This is a genomic window from Sphingomonas sanguinis, from assembly GCF_001476905.1.
Lineage (GTDB): Bacteria > Pseudomonadota > Alphaproteobacteria > Sphingomonadales > Sphingomonadaceae > Sphingomonas > Sphingomonas sanguinis_B.
On record NZ_LDTE01000010.1, the window covers coordinates 43208 to 58385 of the forward strand.

Genomic DNA, 15178 nt, shown 5'->3' on the forward strand with positions numbered 1-15178 from the left:
GGACGGGCCCCACAGGTCCGCAGCGCAGGATGCGATGACATGGTATCGGACAAAGCGGGCCACGCGGCGGGGACGCGCGTGCGCCAGGGGACGCATCCCCCCTTGCATCAGGCCTTTCCTCGCCATCCGGCACCCCCGTCATCCACCGGCTTGTCGTGTGCCGGTATTCTCATGATATGTTTTGGTATCATGGCGGCGCGAGGCGGGGGCGTCCACCCATTTTCTGGGGGTCGGGGCTATCGGCGACCCGCTGCCATCGATTGAAGCGTCAATGGGCCATGCCGAGTGCCAGCAACCCTGTGATCCAGATCAGCAGCACCGCCCCGGCCATTACCGTCACGACCAGCGTCATCAACAGCCCGAGCAGCGGACCTAGGCCGTAAGCTCCGCGCAATTGCAGGAAGAGATGGGCGGGAAAGGCGAGCAGCCACAGCGCCTCACCCGGCAGATGTGCCAGCTTCACCCACAGGATCATCACCACCATCAACAGGCTGACGAAGCTGAGCGAATAGGTGACGAACACCGCATGGTCGAACATGGCGACCCCGCGTTTCCAAAGGAAGATCAACCCCATGAACGGCATGGACAGCAGGATCAGCGCCCAGGAGAATTTATAGCCATTGGCTTCCATCTTGAAGATCAGGAAATCGGGATCGCGAATGGCATGGTCGATCTTTTCGTCCAGCGCCTTCCAGCCGGTGATGATCTGCGTCTCATGCTCGCCGCCATGTCCTTCGGCCGCGGTCGCTCCGCCACCGAGCGCCATGCTGGCCATCTCCAGCTCCTGCCGGCGGTCGACGAGTTGCGCGCGTTCGCGGTCGAGCGCGGCGACGTTGTGGCGTGCGGCCAGTTCCTCGACGCGCTTCCGGTCGATGGCGGCGATGCGCTGTTCGGTCTTCTCGGCCTTGGTGTGGATTTGCGCGACGGCCTGCTTGGTGTCGGGCGCGTGGAAGGTCGCAAAGCCGCCCAGCACCGAATAGGCGACATAGAGCAGGAAGACGCTGAACAGATACAGCGCCAGCGGCGACAGGAAACGCCGCCGCTCGCCCGCGATGTAGCGGCGGGTCAGTTCGCCGGGGCGGGTGACCAGCATCGCCATGGTCCGCCAGACCTGCCCCTCGATATGCAGCACGCCATGGCTGAAATCATGCCACCACGCGCCCAGCGTGCGGTGGATATGGGTCGATTGACCACAGGCATGGCAGTAATCGCCGACCAGCGCCGTTCCGCAATTCAGGCAATGATTCCCGGCCTGTGCGTGCATTCCACCCCCCGTTTGTCGCGAACCCCGGCCTGCGAGACACGATAATTTGCAGGCCTGCGCAAGCGCAAAGATGGCGCGAGGGTCAGTTCTGCGCGGACAGGCGGGTGTCGACCAGATCCAGCTCGCGGCCGAGCTTCTGCGCGGTTTCGGAGCCGATCGCCCGCGCGTTCAGCAGCTCGAACACCACCCGCCGTTCGGCGCGGATGGCGGCGAGGCGCATCTTGCGTTCCACCTCCTCGAACCGGCGGGCATCGGGATCGGCATCGCCCTCCAGCGTGTCGATCCGGGTGCGATAGGTGTCCATCAGGCGCGCGGCGATGTCGACATATTGGTCGGCATCGTCGCGCCCCTCGGCCATTTCATGCTGAAGTCGCTCCAGCTCGGCGATGGCGGCCTTGGCGGCGGCCAGGCGGGTGCGGTCCAGTTCGCTCGCCGCATCCTCGCTGGGCAGGGCAAGGCCCCGCAGCAGCAGCGGCAGGGTCAGGCTGGCGATGACCAGCGAGGACAGAATGACGCCGCAGGCCAGGAAGATGACCAGATCGCGCGCCGGAAAGGGCGTGCCGTTGGTCAGCGTCAGCGGCAGGGTCAGCGCACCCGCCAGCGTGATTGCGCCGCGCGCGCCCGCCACCGACATGGCGGTGATGATCCGGCGCGGCGGGCTGGTCGGATTGGGCAGGTGCCGCTGGCGGAACAGCGTGAAGCGCAGCGCGACCCAGGTCCAGGCGAAGCGCAACGCGGCCAGCCCGGCGACGATCGCCAGGACATAGAGGCCCAGCCACCAGAGACTGTCATGCCCGGTCAGCATCACCGTGGCGCGCGCGCCCGCGAACACCTGCGGCAACTGCTCGCCCAGCAGCACGAAGATGATGCCGTTCAGCGTGAATTGCAGCATGTCCCACACCGCTTGCCGCCGGATGCGGATGGCGGCGCGCACCCCCGACGAGACATTGGTGAAGGACATGGCGATCCCCGCCGCCGCCGAGGCAAGCACGCCCGAACTCTCGACATGCTCGGCGACCAGATAGGCCGCAAAGGGGATCAGCAGGCTGACCAGAATGTTCGATCCGCTGTCGTCGCCGAAATGGCGCGAGAAGCGGTTTTTGGCGGTCACCGTGCCCCAGGCGATGCCGACACCCAGCCCGACGCCGGAGATCGCCATCCACAAAAAGGTCAGCCCCGCATCGGCCAGCGAGAAGGTGCCGGTCAGCGCGGCGGCAACCGCGAAGCGCAGGCACACCAGACCGGAGGCGTCGTTGAGCAGCGACTCCCCCTCCAGGATGTGCATCATCCGCTTCGGGATGGGGGCCTTTTGCGCAATGGCGGACACCGCGATCGGGTCGGTCGGCGAGACGACGGCCGCCAGCGCAAAGGCCACCGCATAGGGGATGGCCGGGATCATCCAGTGGATGAACAGCCCCATGCCGAGCACCGTCAGAAAGACGAGGCCCAGCGCCAGTCCCAGCACCGCGCCCGCGTCGCGGAACAGCTCGTCCTTGGGAATGCGCCAGCCGTCGAGGAACAGCAGCGGTGGCACGAACAGCAGGAAGAATATCTCGGGGTTCAGCTCGACCCGCACCTGCGCGATCCCGCCGATCACCGCGCCCAGCGCGATCTGGACCAGCGGTCGGGGCAGGGCGGAGGGCAGCAGGCGGGACAGGACCCCGCTCAACACGACGGCGAACATGAGGAACAGGCTGAGCGTGACGACGTCCAATCGGGGACCTTTCGGGTGCAGCGGTTGGAGCGACCATGGCGGCGTGCGGCACGGCCGAAGGATCAGCGAACCGCCAAGGCGATTCGCGCGAAGCCTATGAATGCCATGCGGGGTAAGGGTGGTTCAACCCGTTAAACGGGTTTTACGGGTTGATGGCGGCAAACCAATCCTCCCCGGTACGGGGAGGGGGACCATGCGCAGCATGGTGGAGGGGGCGTGCGGCAAGGGACAGCCTCTGAAGCCCCCGTCGGCGCTTCGCCCTGCCCCTTAGGTATCTGGGAGAATTTACGCGGCCGCGCGCATCCCCTGGTCTATCGGAGCCAGTGCCGACAGGAACTGTTCCGCACTCGCACGCCAGGTAAAGCCTTGCCCGAAATGCGCGCACGTCTCGCGATCGAGGGTCAGCGCGCCAGCAATCGCACGGTCGAGCGCGTCGTCCATGACCCCGACCTGCGGATTCAACACATCAAGCGGACCCTGCACCGGCAGCGCGGCGACCGGGGTGCCGCAGGCCAGTGCCTCGATCATCACGAGCCCGAAAGTATCGGTGCGGCTGGGGAAGACGAAGACATCCGCCGCGCGGTAGATGGCGGCCAGATCCTCGCCGAACTTCGCGCCCAGGAAATGGACATGCGGATACTCCGCCGCCAGCGCGGCGCGGGCCGGGCCATCGCCGACCACAACCTTCGATCCGGGGAGGTCGGTGGCGAGGAAGGCGGCGATGTTCTTCTCCACTGCCACGCGGCCCGCATAAAGCTGTACGGGACTGGCCAGGCTGCGGACGGACGCGTCGCGAGGGCCGTCGGCGCGGAACAGGGCGATATCGACGCCGCGCCCCCAATGGCGGCTCTGCGGCAGGCCATGCGCGGCGAGTGCTTGTGCCACGCTGGGCGTCGAAGCCAGGATCGCGGCGGAGGGGGCGTGGAACCAGCGGACGTAACGCCAGACGAATTCCGGGTTCACCGCCTTGATCCGCGCCGCGACATATTCCGGGAACTGGGTGTGATAGGCGGTGGTGAAGGGCAGCCCGTGCGATAGGCACCAGCGCCGCGCGAGCAGGCCCAGCGGCCCCTCGGTCGCGATATGCACCGCCTCTGCCCGGAACTCTGCCAGCGTGCGCCCGACCAGGCCCGGACGCGGCAGCGCCAGGCGGATTTCGGGATAGGTGGGGCAGGGCACCGAGGCGTAGAGATCGGGCGAGATGATCGTCAGCTCATGCCCCATCGCGCGCAGCTCGGCCGAGACCGATTGCAGGGTACGGACCACGCCATTGACCTGGGGTGACCAGGCGTCGGTAACGATCGCGATCCGCATCCGTCTTGGCCCCCTTCGTGCCTCAGGCAGCGATGGTCGCCGGGGCGGCCACGGCCGGGACCGGACGCTGACGCCGCGCTTCCATCTCGTCGCCCCAGTGCAGGATTTCCATCGTGCCGTCGAAATGCTCGACCAGCGCGGTGCAGCCCTCCACCCAGTCGCCGTCATTATAATAGGTAACGCCGCCGATCTCGCGAATTTCCGCGGTGTGGATATGGCCGCACACCACGCCGTCGACGCCGCGCGCGCCCGCCGCATGGGCAACGACTTCCTCGAAATGCGAGATGAAGGCGACCGCGTTCTTGACCTTGGCCTTGGCGTGCTTGGACAGCGACCAGTAAGGGCGCTTCATCCACCGCCGGACGATGTTCACCCAGCGGTTCACTTCCATCAGCGCGGTATAGGCGAAGTCGCCGACATGGGCGAGCCAGCGATGCGCCAGCGTGATCGCGTCGAACTCGTCGCCGTGCAGGATCAGCAGGCGGCGGCCGTCCGCCGTTTCGTGGATCGCCTTGCGACAGATGGCGATGCCGCCGAAATCCATGCCGGTGAACTGGCGGAAGATCTCGTCGTGATTGCCGGGGATATAGACGACACGGGTGCCGCGCTTGGCGCGTTTCAGCAGCCGCCACACCACGTCGTTGTGCGCGGCGGGCCAGTAGAATTTCTTCTTCAGCCGCCAGCCGTCGATCATGTCGCCAACCAGATACATGGTCTCGCTGTCGACGTGATCCAGAAAGTCGATCAGCATCTCGGCATTGCAGCCGCGCGTGCCGAGATGGACGTCGGAGATCCAGATGGTGCGGTAGCGACGCCGTTCGTTGCCCTCCGGTTCGGGCGTTACGGGCGCGCGGGGGATGAAGTCGAGGATGGCGGCATCTTCGTGCAACGAACCATCGATCGGAATGCTGGTGATCGGCATCGGCATAACCCCACGCTTGGCGTTATGCGTGTCATGCCTGTCATCTGTTACGCGCGCGTCGCAAATCGGTGACAGAGACAAAGCAGTTTAATGACTCGTTAAAGTCAGCGCATGTGCCGCCCAAAGAAAAACCCGCCGATCCCAAAGGATCGGCGGGTCGAAAGGTATCCGGTCCCTCATCCGCGATGGGAGAGGGAGCCCGGAGGGAGGATGGCTTAGAAACGCACCGCGACCGAGGCCGCATAGGTCCGGCCGTTCTTGTAGAAGGCGGTCGGACGGTCGGGCGTCGCGTTATACTGGTAATAGGTCTCGTCGAGCAGGTTCTGCGCGTTGACCGACAGCGTAATCTCCTTGGTCAGGTTCACACCCGCCGAGAAATCGAGCTGGCTGTACGGCGCCACCATTTCGCGCGAGCCAAGACGGCCGATCGTGCGGAAATAGCTGGAGCGGTAGTTGTAGCTCAGGCGCGCCTGGAAGATCCCGCTTTCGAAATAGGGGATCACGTTGACCGTGTGACGCGACAGATACGGCAGGTTCAGCGCCGCGCCGGTCGTGTCGACCGACGAGGTCGAGCTGTCCTGGTACGAATAGTTCGCCTGGATGCCGAAGCCGCCCCAGATTTCGGTCTGACCCGAAATCAGCGCGCCATTCACCTTCGCCTTGCCGCCGTTGATCGGCTGGTTGACATTGTAGGTGGTCAGCGCGCCCGCCAGCGTGTTGAAATACACGGCGTTGGTGCGGGTGTTGATGATGTAGTTCGAGATGTCACGACGGAACAGCTCGACCGCGACCAGCGAGCCGGCGCGCGGATACCATTCCGCGGTCAGTTCGTAGTTGGTCGATTCATACGGCTTCAGGTTCGGGTTGCCGCCGCCGCCGTCGAGGGTGACGTTGTTGAGCGACAGCGACGCCGCCAGATCCTCGTAACGCGGACGCGAGATCACCCGCGCCACCGCGCCGCGCACCAGCACCTTGGGGCTGATCGAATAGGCGATGTTCACGCTGGGCAGGAACTTCAGGTAATCGGTGGTGGTGGTGGTGGGCACCGGCACCGGATTGACGAGGTTGCTCTGCGTCACGGCATAGCTGGACTCGTCGCGGGTATAGACCAGACGACCACCGATGTTGCCGCGCAGGCCGCCCTGGTCGAAATTCGCCTGGATGTACGAGGCCATGACGGTTTCGCGCACGCGGGTCGAGGCACCGACCTTATTGACCAGCGGGCTGTTGATCGCCTTGGACAGGATGTCGATCACCGCCTGGTCGGGCAGGTTCAGATACTGGGTCGCATTGCCCGAACCGCCGGTGCCGTCGAACACGCCACCCGGGGTGACCAGCGTCGGCACGCCGAACTGGTTCGCGGTCATCGACGTGGTCATGTAGGTGTTGATGCCACGCGCGTTGAGCCGGTTGACGTGATCGGTTACGCGGCTGCCCAGCAGGATCTGGGTGAAGGGGCCGAACTCGACCGGGATGGTCGCGTCATAGCCGCCGAAGATGTCGCGGTCGGTGGTGACGCTATAGTCCAGGCCGCCGATCTGCGCGCCGTTCAACTGCTGTCCGTTGATCAGGACCGGCCGGCCCTCGATCGTGGCGGGGTTGTTGTTCGGGTTGGTGAAATAGTTGGCGGGGTTGGTCGGATCGCCGACATAGTTGACCGTCGCCGACTTCGGCCCGAACGCATAGCTGAACGGCAGCTTGGTCTGCACGTTGAACAGATATTCGGGGTTGCGACCGCCGGTCGCACGCGACCAGCCGCCCGCGAAGCTGACCTTCGATCCGTCATCACCTTCCCAGTCGGCGAAGAAGTTGAGGTTGTCGGTCTTCAGCTTCGACTTGCGGACCAGCGTGTCGAGCTGCGACGACTGGTTGGTCGCGGCGCCGAAGCTGGCCGAGTTCACCACGCCGTTGCTGACATTGGCGGTCTGCAGCACGTTGCCGGTCCAGGCGACCGGGATGGTGTACATCGACTGGCTGTAGTTGTTGTAGTTGCCGTCGATATGCAGCCCGTTCAGGGTCAGCGTCAGGTTGGGGGCCGGGCGATACTGGATCGTGCCCGACACGCTGGCGCGCTCGCGAGTCTGCTGGAAATAGGCATAGTTGATGCCGAAGGGGGCGACCGCGTTGATCAGGTCTTCCTTCGTGCCGCCGGTGACGGTGGCGTTCGGGTTCTGCAGGATGCCCTGGCCCGACGCGTCGCGACGGACAGAGCCGTCGGCGTTCTTCTGGAAGAAGTCCGCGCCGCTCTGATAGCCGAAGAATTCGACGCCCGCGCGGGTCAGCTTCTGCTTGTCATAGGTCGCCGCGACCAGGAAACCGAAATTGTCGGCTTCGTTGTGCCAGCTGTACAGGCCCGACCCGCGGATGTTGCCCTTTTCCGAACGGTCATTGTACGAATAGCCGCCCGAGGCGAAGACCGAGTTGGGCTTCAGGTCGAGGGGACGGCGGGTGCGCACGATGACCGTGCCGCCCAGGCTGCCTTCCTCGATGCGGGGTTCCGGCGACTTATAAACTTCGAGACGGTCGACCAGCTCGGGCGCGAGCAGCGAATAGTTGAAGGTGCGGCTGGAGGGGTCGTTGTCGTTGCCGCCCCAGTCGGCCGAGGCCAACGCATGGCCGTCGAGCAGCATGCGGTTCAGCGCCGGGTCGGTGCCGAGGATCGCGACCTTCTCGCCTTCGCCGAAGCGGCGGTCGATGCTGACGCCCGGGATGTGCGACAGCGATTCCGCGACGTTGCGGTCGGGGAATTTGCCCACGTCCTCGGCGGTGATCACATCGACGACGGCGTTGGCCTCGCGCTTGACGTTGATGGCGTTGCGCAGGCTGCCGCGAATGCCGGTGACGACGACGTCGCCGCTGGCATCGGACTGGTCACTGCCGGGAGCAGTCTGCGACGGCGCGTCGGTCGACGTCGTGGCCGTCTGGGCGAAGGCGGTTCCCTGGATGCCGGCGAGTGCGGTCGCCGTCAGGATCATGCCGCGAAAGCTCAACATGCTGAAATCCCCCCAAAATCATATCGCGCCACCCCGCGCCTGTCTGTCGTTTTGCATGGGGAAGACAGGGTGGGGTCCTCCCGCGAAAGATTCTTATACGTATTCTTCAGCTACCAACTTGTAACCAAAATGACATTGGTTCGTAAACTGGAAATATATGACTTTTGGTTCATGGGACCATTTGGCTGGCATATTGCCATGGGTGATGCTTAAATGCCGCACTGGAGAAGTCCTTTGCGGCGGGGCGGAGGACTGGCTCGCACGATATTCAGGGGGTGCTGAGGATGGCGATACCACCGGCCCGGCCAAGGCCGCCGTTGCTGGAAATCTGTGTCGACGATGCCGCCGGGGTTGATGCGGTCGTGGCGGCCGGGGCGGACCGGATCGAACTGTGCGGGGCGCTGGGCCTGGGTGGGCTCACGCCGTCCGAGGCGTTGGTCGCCCATGCGGTGGCGTCGGGTATTCCGGTCCATGCGATGGTCCGACCGCGCGACGGCGATTTCCGTTATGACGTGGCGGATGTCGCCCTGGCCACGGAGGAAATCCGCCGGATGATCGCGCATGGCGTCGCGGGCATCGTGGTCGGCGCGATGGCGGATGACCGTCAACTCGATCTAGACCTGCTGGCGCGCTGGCGTGATGTGGCGAAGGATGTCGCAATCGTGCTCCACCGCGCGGTCGATCTGGTCGCCGATCCGGTCGCGGCGGTCGAGGCAGTGGCGGGGATGGGTTACGACCATATCCTGACCTCGGGCGGAGCGTTGACCGCAGAGCAGGGCGCGCCGGTCATTGCCGGGATGGTTGGCGCGGCGCGTGGACGGCTGTCGATCATCGCGGGGTCGGGCGTTTCGGCGGACAATGTCGCGTCGCTGATCGCACGGACCGGTGTCGATGCGGTCCATGCCTCGGCCAGCATACGCGAAGAGTGGGGGGATCCCCGCATCGGCGATATGGGCTTCGCAACGGGGCCAAGGCGGCGAACGAGCGTCGAAAAAATCGCTGCGATACGGCAGGCAATCGGAGAGGAATAAAACCCAATGTATGCCAAATATAATACCTATTGCCGCGTTGGTTTTGCTGGGTTAGGCTTATGGATCAAGCGGGGTGTGGCATGAGCGACGCCAGAGCAAAGGGGGATGGCGCGGCCATGACATTCTCGGCGCAGGTGGGTTCCTTTCGGAAAGGCAATCCCGCGCCGTTATACCTCCAGCTTCAGCAGTTGCTGCGCGATGCGATCACCAACAATGTGCTGGCCGAAGACGATGCGATTCCCGCCGAGCGCGACCTGGCGATCGAATATGACGTGTCGCGCATTACGGTGCGCAAGGCGATCGGCGGCCTGGTCGAAGAGGGCTTGCTGACTCGCCGTCGCGGTGCGGGCACCTTCGTCGCCGGGCGGGTCGAGAAGAGCTTTTCCAAGCTGTCGTCCTTTTCGGAAGACATGATTGCGCGTGGTCGCACGCCAAGCAGCCAGTGGGTCAGCCGAGCACCGGGCACCGTCACGCCCGAAGAGGCACTGTCGCTGGGCCTGTCGCCGGGCGCGCCGGTCTATCGTTTCCAGCGTGTGCGCTATGCCGACGACGTGCCGATGGCGGTCGAGATTTCGACCATCGCCGGGTTTGCGCTGCCCGCGATCGAGGCGGTCGACCGCTCGCTCTATGCCGCGCTGGAACGCGCGGGCAACCGGCCGGTGCGCGCGCTGCAGCGCCTGCGCGCGGTGCCGTTCGGGGCGGAGCACGCGCGGATGCTGAACGTCGATCCGGGCCATGCGGGCCTGTTGATCGAACGGCGCGGATTTCTACGCGATGGACGGGCGGTGGAATATACCCAGTCCTTCTATCGCGGCGATGCCTATGATTTCGTCGCGGAGTTAACTGATGTCTGATGTGATGACCGCCGGTAAAGCGGGAACCGGCACCCTGATGGGAGCGGAAGCGGGAGAGGCGCCGGCGGCGATCGCCCGGCTGCTCGCGCGCAATGCGCCGACCGTCCGGGCGCTGGCCGAGCGGCTGCGTGCCGCCCCGCCGCCGGTGATCATCACCATCGCCCGTGGGTCGTCGGATCATGCCGCGACCTATGGCAAATATATCCTGGAGACGAAGACCGGCGTGCCGGTGTCCTCGGCGGCGCCCTCGGTCGCGTCGATCTTCGAGACGCCGATGAAGGTGGCTGGCGCCCTGGTCATCGCCATCTCGCAGTCGGGGCGCAGCCCGGATCTGCTCGCGACGGTCGAAGCCTATCGCGCGGGCGGCGCACATATCGTCGCGCTCGTGAACGACGAGGAGTCGCCGCTGGCGACCGGTGCCGACACCTTCCTGCCGCTGTCGGCGGGGCCCGAAAAGGCGGTTGCCGCCACCAAGTCTTGCCTGACCGCGCTGGCGGGGTTGGCGCAGCTCGCCGCCGTCTGGGCGGGAGACGAGGCGCTGGAGGGCGCCCTTAACGATCTGCCCGGCCAGGTCGAACAGGCGCTGGGCCTCGACTGGTCCTCGGCGGTCGAGGGGCTTCGTGAGGTCAGCCAAATGTTCGTGCTGGGTCGCGGTTACGGTTACGGCGTGGCGCAGGAAGCCGCGCTGAAGCTCAAGGAAACCTGTTCGATCCAGGCCGAGCCGTTCAGCGCCGCCGAAGTGCGCCACGGTCCGATGCGCATCGTCGAGCCCGGCTATTCGGTGCTGGGCTTCGCTACCTCCGACGTGGCGGGCGAGGATGTGAAGGCGGTCGCCGACCAGTTCGCCGCGCGCGGCGCCAAGCCGTTCGTGGCGGGGCAGGCGGGTAGCCTGCCGATGGTCGCGGGCCACCCCGCGCTCGAGCCGATTTCGATGCTCGCCAGCTTCTACCGCATGGTCGAGGCGCTGGCGCTCGCCCGTGGCATGGACCCTGACTCGCCGCCGCATCTGCAGAAAGTGACCCGCACGCTATGACCCGCTTCCGTTTCGTCAACGGCCATGTCGCGACCCCGGGCGGCGTTTTGCCGGGTGCGGAGATCGTCGTGGACGGCGACCGAATCGCGTCGATCGGCGCGGTGGAGGGTTCCACTGACACGATCGACCTGAACGGCGGCTGGGTCGTCCCCGGCTACATCGACACGCAGGTCAATGGCGGCGGCGGCGTGCTGTTCAACGATCGGCTGGATGTGGACGGCATCGCGACCATGGCGGCGGCGCATGCCGTCTATGGCACCACCGCGATGCTGCCGACCCTGGTCAGCGAAACGCCCGACAAGATTGCCCGCGCGCTCGATGCGATCGACGAGGCGATCGAGGCGAAGGTGCCCGGCATCGTCGGCATCCATGTCGAGGGGCCGGTGCTGAATCCGGCGCGCAAGGGCATCCACGATCCGGTGCGTTTCCGCGATCTGGACGATGACATGGTCGCCGTCCTGACGCGCCCGCGCAAGGGCAAGGTCATGCTGACTATCGCGCCCGAGCGGGTGCCGCTGGACACGATCAAGCGACTGGTCGCGGCGGGCGTGTTGGTCAGTGCCGGTCATAGCGAAGCCAGCTATGAACAGGCGATGGCGGCGTTCGATGTCGGCCTGTCGGGCATCACGCACCTCTATAACGCGATGCCTGCGATGCAGCAGCGGGTGCCGGGTCTGGCGGGCGCGACGCTCGACGATCCGCGTCCCTATTCCGGGCTGATCATCGACGGCTTCCACGTCTCGGCGCCGATGCTGCGTCTGGCGCTGAAGGCGCGGCCTTTCGACAAGCTGATGCTGGTCACCGATGCCATGTCGTCGGTCGGTGCGGTGGAGAAGGACTTCGTGCTGCACGGCCGCCCCATCTCGGTGTCGGGCGGCAAGTGCGTCAATGTCGACGGCACGCTCGCGGGCTCGGACCTCGACATGGGTGCGGCGGTCGCCAATGCGGTCGAGCAGCTGCGTATCACGGTCGATCAGGCGGCGGTGCTGGCCGCGACCAACCCGGCGGCGTTCCTGGGGCTGTCCCATGAGCGCGGGGCGCTGGCACCCGGCCTGCGCGCCGATTGGGTCGTGCTCGACGCCGCGCTTAAGCCGGTCGAAGCGCGGATCGCGGCGGCGGAGCCGGTCGCGGCATGACGGTCGCGCGCCGCGACCTACTGCTGGGCAGTGCCGTGGTGGGGCTGGCGGGCGGCATCGCGCCTGTCCGGGCCTTTGCCGCCAAGGGCAGCCCGGCGGATGGCGCGGGCGCACTCCCCATGCCCGCTCCGACGAACGCGCTTCCCGCCGCCCTGCCGGTGCAGGATGCCGCGCGCGTGCTGATGGATCGCGGCTGGCTGTTCCATGAGGGCGATATCGAACCCGCCCCGCTCGACAGCCACAATGCGACCTATATCTCGGTCAAGGCCGGGAATGCGCGCGGCGCGGCGGCCGTCGATTATGACGACAGCGACTGGCAGGCCGTCGACCTGCCGCATGACTGGGCTTCCTTCCAGCCCTTTGTGAAGACCGCCAATGTCGCGCAAGGCTATAGGCCGCGCGGCATCGGCTGGTATCGGCGCAGCTTCCGGCTGGACCCGGCGCTTCAGGGGCGGCGGATCGAGCTGGAGTTCGGCGGCGTCGCGACCTTTGCGACCATCTGGGTCAATGGCAGCGTCGTGGCCCATAATTTCTCCGGCTATAACGCCATCCGTATCGACCTGACGCCGTTCGCGCGGTTTGGCGACGAGCCCAATATCGTCGCGGTGCGCGTCGATGCCGAGGCTATGGAGGGCTGGTGGTATGAAGGCGCTGGCCTCTACCGCCATGTCTGGCTGGCCGATTACGCGCCCGTGTCGATCGCGACTGACGGCGTGCACTGCGATCCGCGCAAAGCGGCCGATTGCTGGCACATCCCCGTCACCGCCACGTTGACCAGCATCGCGCCTGTCGACAGCGCCGTCACGGTCGAGGCGCGGCTGCTCGACCCGCAGGGCAAGGTCGTTGCGCAAGGACAGGTGACGGCGAGCGTCCCGTCGCTGGAAGAGGCAAGCGCCACCCTCGACCTTCGCGTCACCGATCCCATGCTCTGGTCGATCGAGCGGCCGACGCTCTACACGGTCCAGGTGCGGCTGCTGCGCGAGGGGCAGGTGGCGGACGAGCGGCGCGTGGCCGTGGGTTTCCGGACCATCCGGTTCGACGCGGCCCAGGGCTTTTTCCTGAACGACAAGGCCGTCAAGCTGAAGGGCGTTTGCCTGCATCAGGATCATGCGGGCGTCGGCACGGCCATCCCCGATGCATTGATCGGCTGGCGGCTCGAGCGGTTGAAGGCGATGGGCTGCAACGCGGTGCGGTCCAGCCATAATGCGCCGACGCCGGAATTGCTCGACTGGTGCGACCGGCTGGGTCTGGTCGTCATGGACGAGAACCGGCAGTTCAATCCGGCGCCCGAATATCGCGCGCAGCTGGAATGGCTGGTGCGCCGCGACCGCAACCACCCGAGCGTCATCCTGTGGTCGGTCTTCAACGAAGAGCCGATGCAGGGCACGCCCTCGGGCGTCGAGATGGTCAAGCGCATGGCGCATTGGGTCCGCGCGCTGGACGACAGCCGCCCGGTGACGGCGGCGATGAACGGGGCCTTTTTCGATCCGGTCAATGTCGCACAGGTCGTCGATGTGACCGGGTTCAACTATTATCAGGGTGATTACGACCGCTATCACCGACTGAACCCGACCAAGCCGATGACGAGTTCCGAGGACACCAGCGCCTTCATGACGCGCGGGGCGTTCGAAAGCGATCCGGCGCGGCATATCGCCTCCAGCTATGATGATGAGGCAGCAAGCTGGGGCGCGACCCACCGGGCGGCGTGGAAGGCGATCGCGGATCGGCCGTTCGTTGCGGGCGGCTTCGTATGGACCGGCTTCGACTATCATGGCGAGCCGACGCCTTATGAATGGCCGACCATCGCCAGCTTCTTCGGCATCATGGATCTGTGCGGCTTCCCCAAGACCGCCTTCGACATCCACCGCGCCGCCTGGGTCGACGACCAGCCGGTGGTCGCCATCGCGCCGCATTGGAGCTGGCCGGGGCGCGAGGGCAAGCCAATCAAGGTCATGGTCCTGTCCAATGCCGAGCGCGTCGTCCTGCGCCTGAACGGCAAGACGGTGGGCGAGGCGGCGGTCGACCGTCTGATGGGCAATGAATGGACCGTGCCGTACGCGCCGGGCCGGATCGAGGCGATCGCCTACAGGGGCGGCCAGGAAGTCGCCCGCGCCGCGCATGAGACGGTCGGGGTGCCGGTCGCACTGCGGCTGACCCCGGCCCGCACCGTGATGGCGGGCGATACCGAGGACGCACAGGCGATCACGATCGACGCCGTGGATGCCAAGGGACGGCATGTCCCGACCGCCAACCTGATGACCCGCTTCACCATCGAGGGCGGCGCGAGCATCGGCGTCGGCAATGGCGATCCCAACAGCCATGAGCCCGAAAAGGGCAACCAGCGCTCGCTCTTCAACGGCTTGGCGCAGATGATCGTGCGATCCGATACCGGTCGCGGACGGATCACCATCCGTGCGACCGCCGATGGCCTGAAGCCTGCGACGCTCAAGCTCGACCGGCTGGGCGTGGCTCCGCGCGCGCAGGTGCCGGTGGTGGCGGGCGACATGGACGTGCGCGACTGGCGGCGTTCGCCGCTTATGGTGGACAAGCCGTCGCCCGATCTCGCGCCCGCGACCAGCGACAATAATGGCTGGGCCTTTGTCCGGGCGGGCACCCCGACCCCGGCGGAGGGGGCGGGATGGCGTGTCTATCGCACCGTCGTGACGCCGAAGCGATCCGTCGCGGCACGGGGCGGCGAGATCCGCTTCGCCTCGGTCGGCGGCATGGCGAGCCTGTGGGTCGATGGCCAGATGGTCGCCGATAAGCGCGATCCCAAGCCCGGCCCGATGACCGCGACGCTGCCCTCGGGCGCGAACAAGCGGACCATCGCGCTGATCGTGGCGGGCATGGGCAATATCGAAAGCGGCCTGCTGGGCCGGGTGACGGTCGCCCCGCGCTGATGCCGGGGGACGTGAAG

The 15178-nt window shown here is 66.1% G+C and carries 10 protein-coding genes; 5 read left to right on the top strand and 5 right to left on the bottom strand.

Translation table 11 applies throughout. From position 1 onward, the window contains the following. Window positions 1-268 precede the first annotated feature (268 nt). The 5 genes from SB4_RS02520 to SB4_RS02540 form a co-directional block, all read right to left on the bottom strand. Window positions 269-1264: a DUF3667 domain-containing protein gene (locus SB4_RS02520; RefSeq protein ID WP_058751290.1), complete on the bottom strand. Its 996-nt coding sequence runs from the start codon at window positions 1262-1264 to the stop codon at window positions 269-271. Window positions 1265-1346: 82 nt separating this feature from the next. Continuing rightward, window positions 1347-2978 carry a Na+/H+ antiporter gene (locus SB4_RS02525; protein ID WP_058751291.1) on the bottom strand — a complete coding sequence of 544 codons (1632 nt, stop codon included), beginning with the start codon at window positions 2976-2978 and terminating at the stop codon, window positions 1347-1349. 285 nt (window positions 2979-3263) lie between these two features. After that, window positions 3264-4292: a glycosyltransferase family 4 protein gene (locus SB4_RS02530; RefSeq protein WP_058751292.1), complete on the bottom strand. Its 1029-nt coding sequence runs from the start codon at window positions 4290-4292 to the stop codon at window positions 3264-3266. Window positions 4293-4314: 22 nt separating this feature from the next. Continuing rightward, window positions 4315-5214 carry a UDP-2,3-diacylglucosamine diphosphatase gene (locus SB4_RS02535; protein ID WP_153003003.1) on the bottom strand — a complete coding sequence of 300 codons (900 nt, stop codon included), beginning with the start codon at window positions 5212-5214 and terminating at the stop codon, window positions 4315-4317. A gap of 215 nt (window positions 5215-5429) precedes the next feature. Further along, the gene (locus tag SB4_RS02540) at window positions 5430-8207 is read right to left on the bottom strand and encodes a TonB-dependent receptor (protein WP_058751293.1); all 2778 of its coding nucleotides are present in this window, start codon (window positions 8205-8207) and stop codon (window positions 5430-5432) included. A gap of 284 nt (window positions 8208-8491) precedes the next feature. Here SB4_RS02540 and SB4_RS02545 point away from each other — a divergent pair, with 284 nt between their 5' ends. The 5 genes from SB4_RS02545 to galA all read left to right on the top strand — a co-directional run bounded on the left by SB4_RS02545 (window position 8492) and on the right by galA (window position 15161). Then, on the top strand, window positions 8492-9238 hold the full coding sequence (locus SB4_RS02545) for a copper homeostasis protein CutC (RefSeq protein ID WP_058751294.1): 747 nt from the start codon (window positions 8492-8494) through the stop codon (window positions 9236-9238). 116 nt (window positions 9239-9354) lie between these two features. Further along, on the top strand, window positions 9355-10092 hold the full coding sequence (locus tag SB4_RS02550) for a GntR family transcriptional regulator (RefSeq protein WP_058733329.1): 738 nt from the start codon (window positions 9355-9357) through the stop codon (window positions 10090-10092). Next, the gene (locus SB4_RS02555) at window positions 10085-11125 is read left to right on the top strand and encodes an SIS domain-containing protein (RefSeq protein WP_241488451.1); all 1041 of its coding nucleotides are present in this window, start codon (window positions 10085-10087) and stop codon (window positions 11123-11125) included. The genes SB4_RS02550 and SB4_RS02555 overlap by 8 nt, the downstream gene beginning before the upstream one ends. Further along, the gene (gene nagA, locus SB4_RS02560) at window positions 11122-12261 is read left to right on the top strand and encodes an N-acetylglucosamine-6-phosphate deacetylase (RefSeq protein WP_058751296.1); all 1140 of its coding nucleotides are present in this window, start codon (window positions 11122-11124) and stop codon (window positions 12259-12261) included. The genes SB4_RS02555 and nagA overlap by 4 nt, the downstream gene beginning before the upstream one ends. Next, window positions 12258-15161: a beta-galactosidase GalA gene (galA, locus tag SB4_RS02565; protein WP_058751297.1), complete on the top strand. Its 2904-nt coding sequence runs from the start codon at window positions 12258-12260 to the stop codon at window positions 15159-15161. The genes nagA and galA overlap by 4 nt, the downstream gene beginning before the upstream one ends. Window positions 15162-15178 lie beyond the last annotated feature (17 nt).

Bases quoted from the DNA above. Each gene is read 5' to 3' on its own strand.
- SB4_RS02520 (WP_058751290.1), bottom strand. From the start codon at position 1,264: ATGCACGCACAGGCCGGGAATCATTGCCTGAATTGCGGAACGGCGCTG.
- SB4_RS02530 (WP_058751292.1), bottom strand. From the start codon at position 4,292: ATGCGGATCGCGATCGTTACCGACGCCTGGTCACCCCAGGTCAATGGC.
- SB4_RS02535 (WP_153003003.1), bottom strand. From the start codon at position 5,214: ATGCCGATCACCAGCATTCCGATCGATGGTTCGTTGCACGAAGATGCC.
- SB4_RS02540 (WP_058751293.1), bottom strand. From the start codon at position 8,207: ATGTTGAGCTTTCGCGGCATGATCCTGACGGCGACCGCACTCGCCGGC.
- SB4_RS02545 (WP_058751294.1), top strand. From the start codon at position 8,492: ATGGCGATACCACCGGCCCGGCCAAGGCCGCCGTTGCTGGAAATCTGT.
- SB4_RS02550 (WP_058733329.1), top strand. From the start codon at position 9,355: ATGACATTCTCGGCGCAGGTGGGTTCCTTTCGGAAAGGCAATCCCGCG.
- SB4_RS02555 (WP_241488451.1), top strand. From the start codon at position 10,085: ATGTCTGATGTGATGACCGCCGGTAAAGCGGGAACCGGCACCCTGATG.
- nagA (WP_058751296.1), top strand. From the start codon at position 11,122: ATGACCCGCTTCCGTTTCGTCAACGGCCATGTCGCGACCCCGGGCGGC.
- galA (WP_058751297.1), top strand. From the start codon at position 12,258: ATGACGGTCGCGCGCCGCGACCTACTGCTGGGCAGTGCCGTGGTGGGG.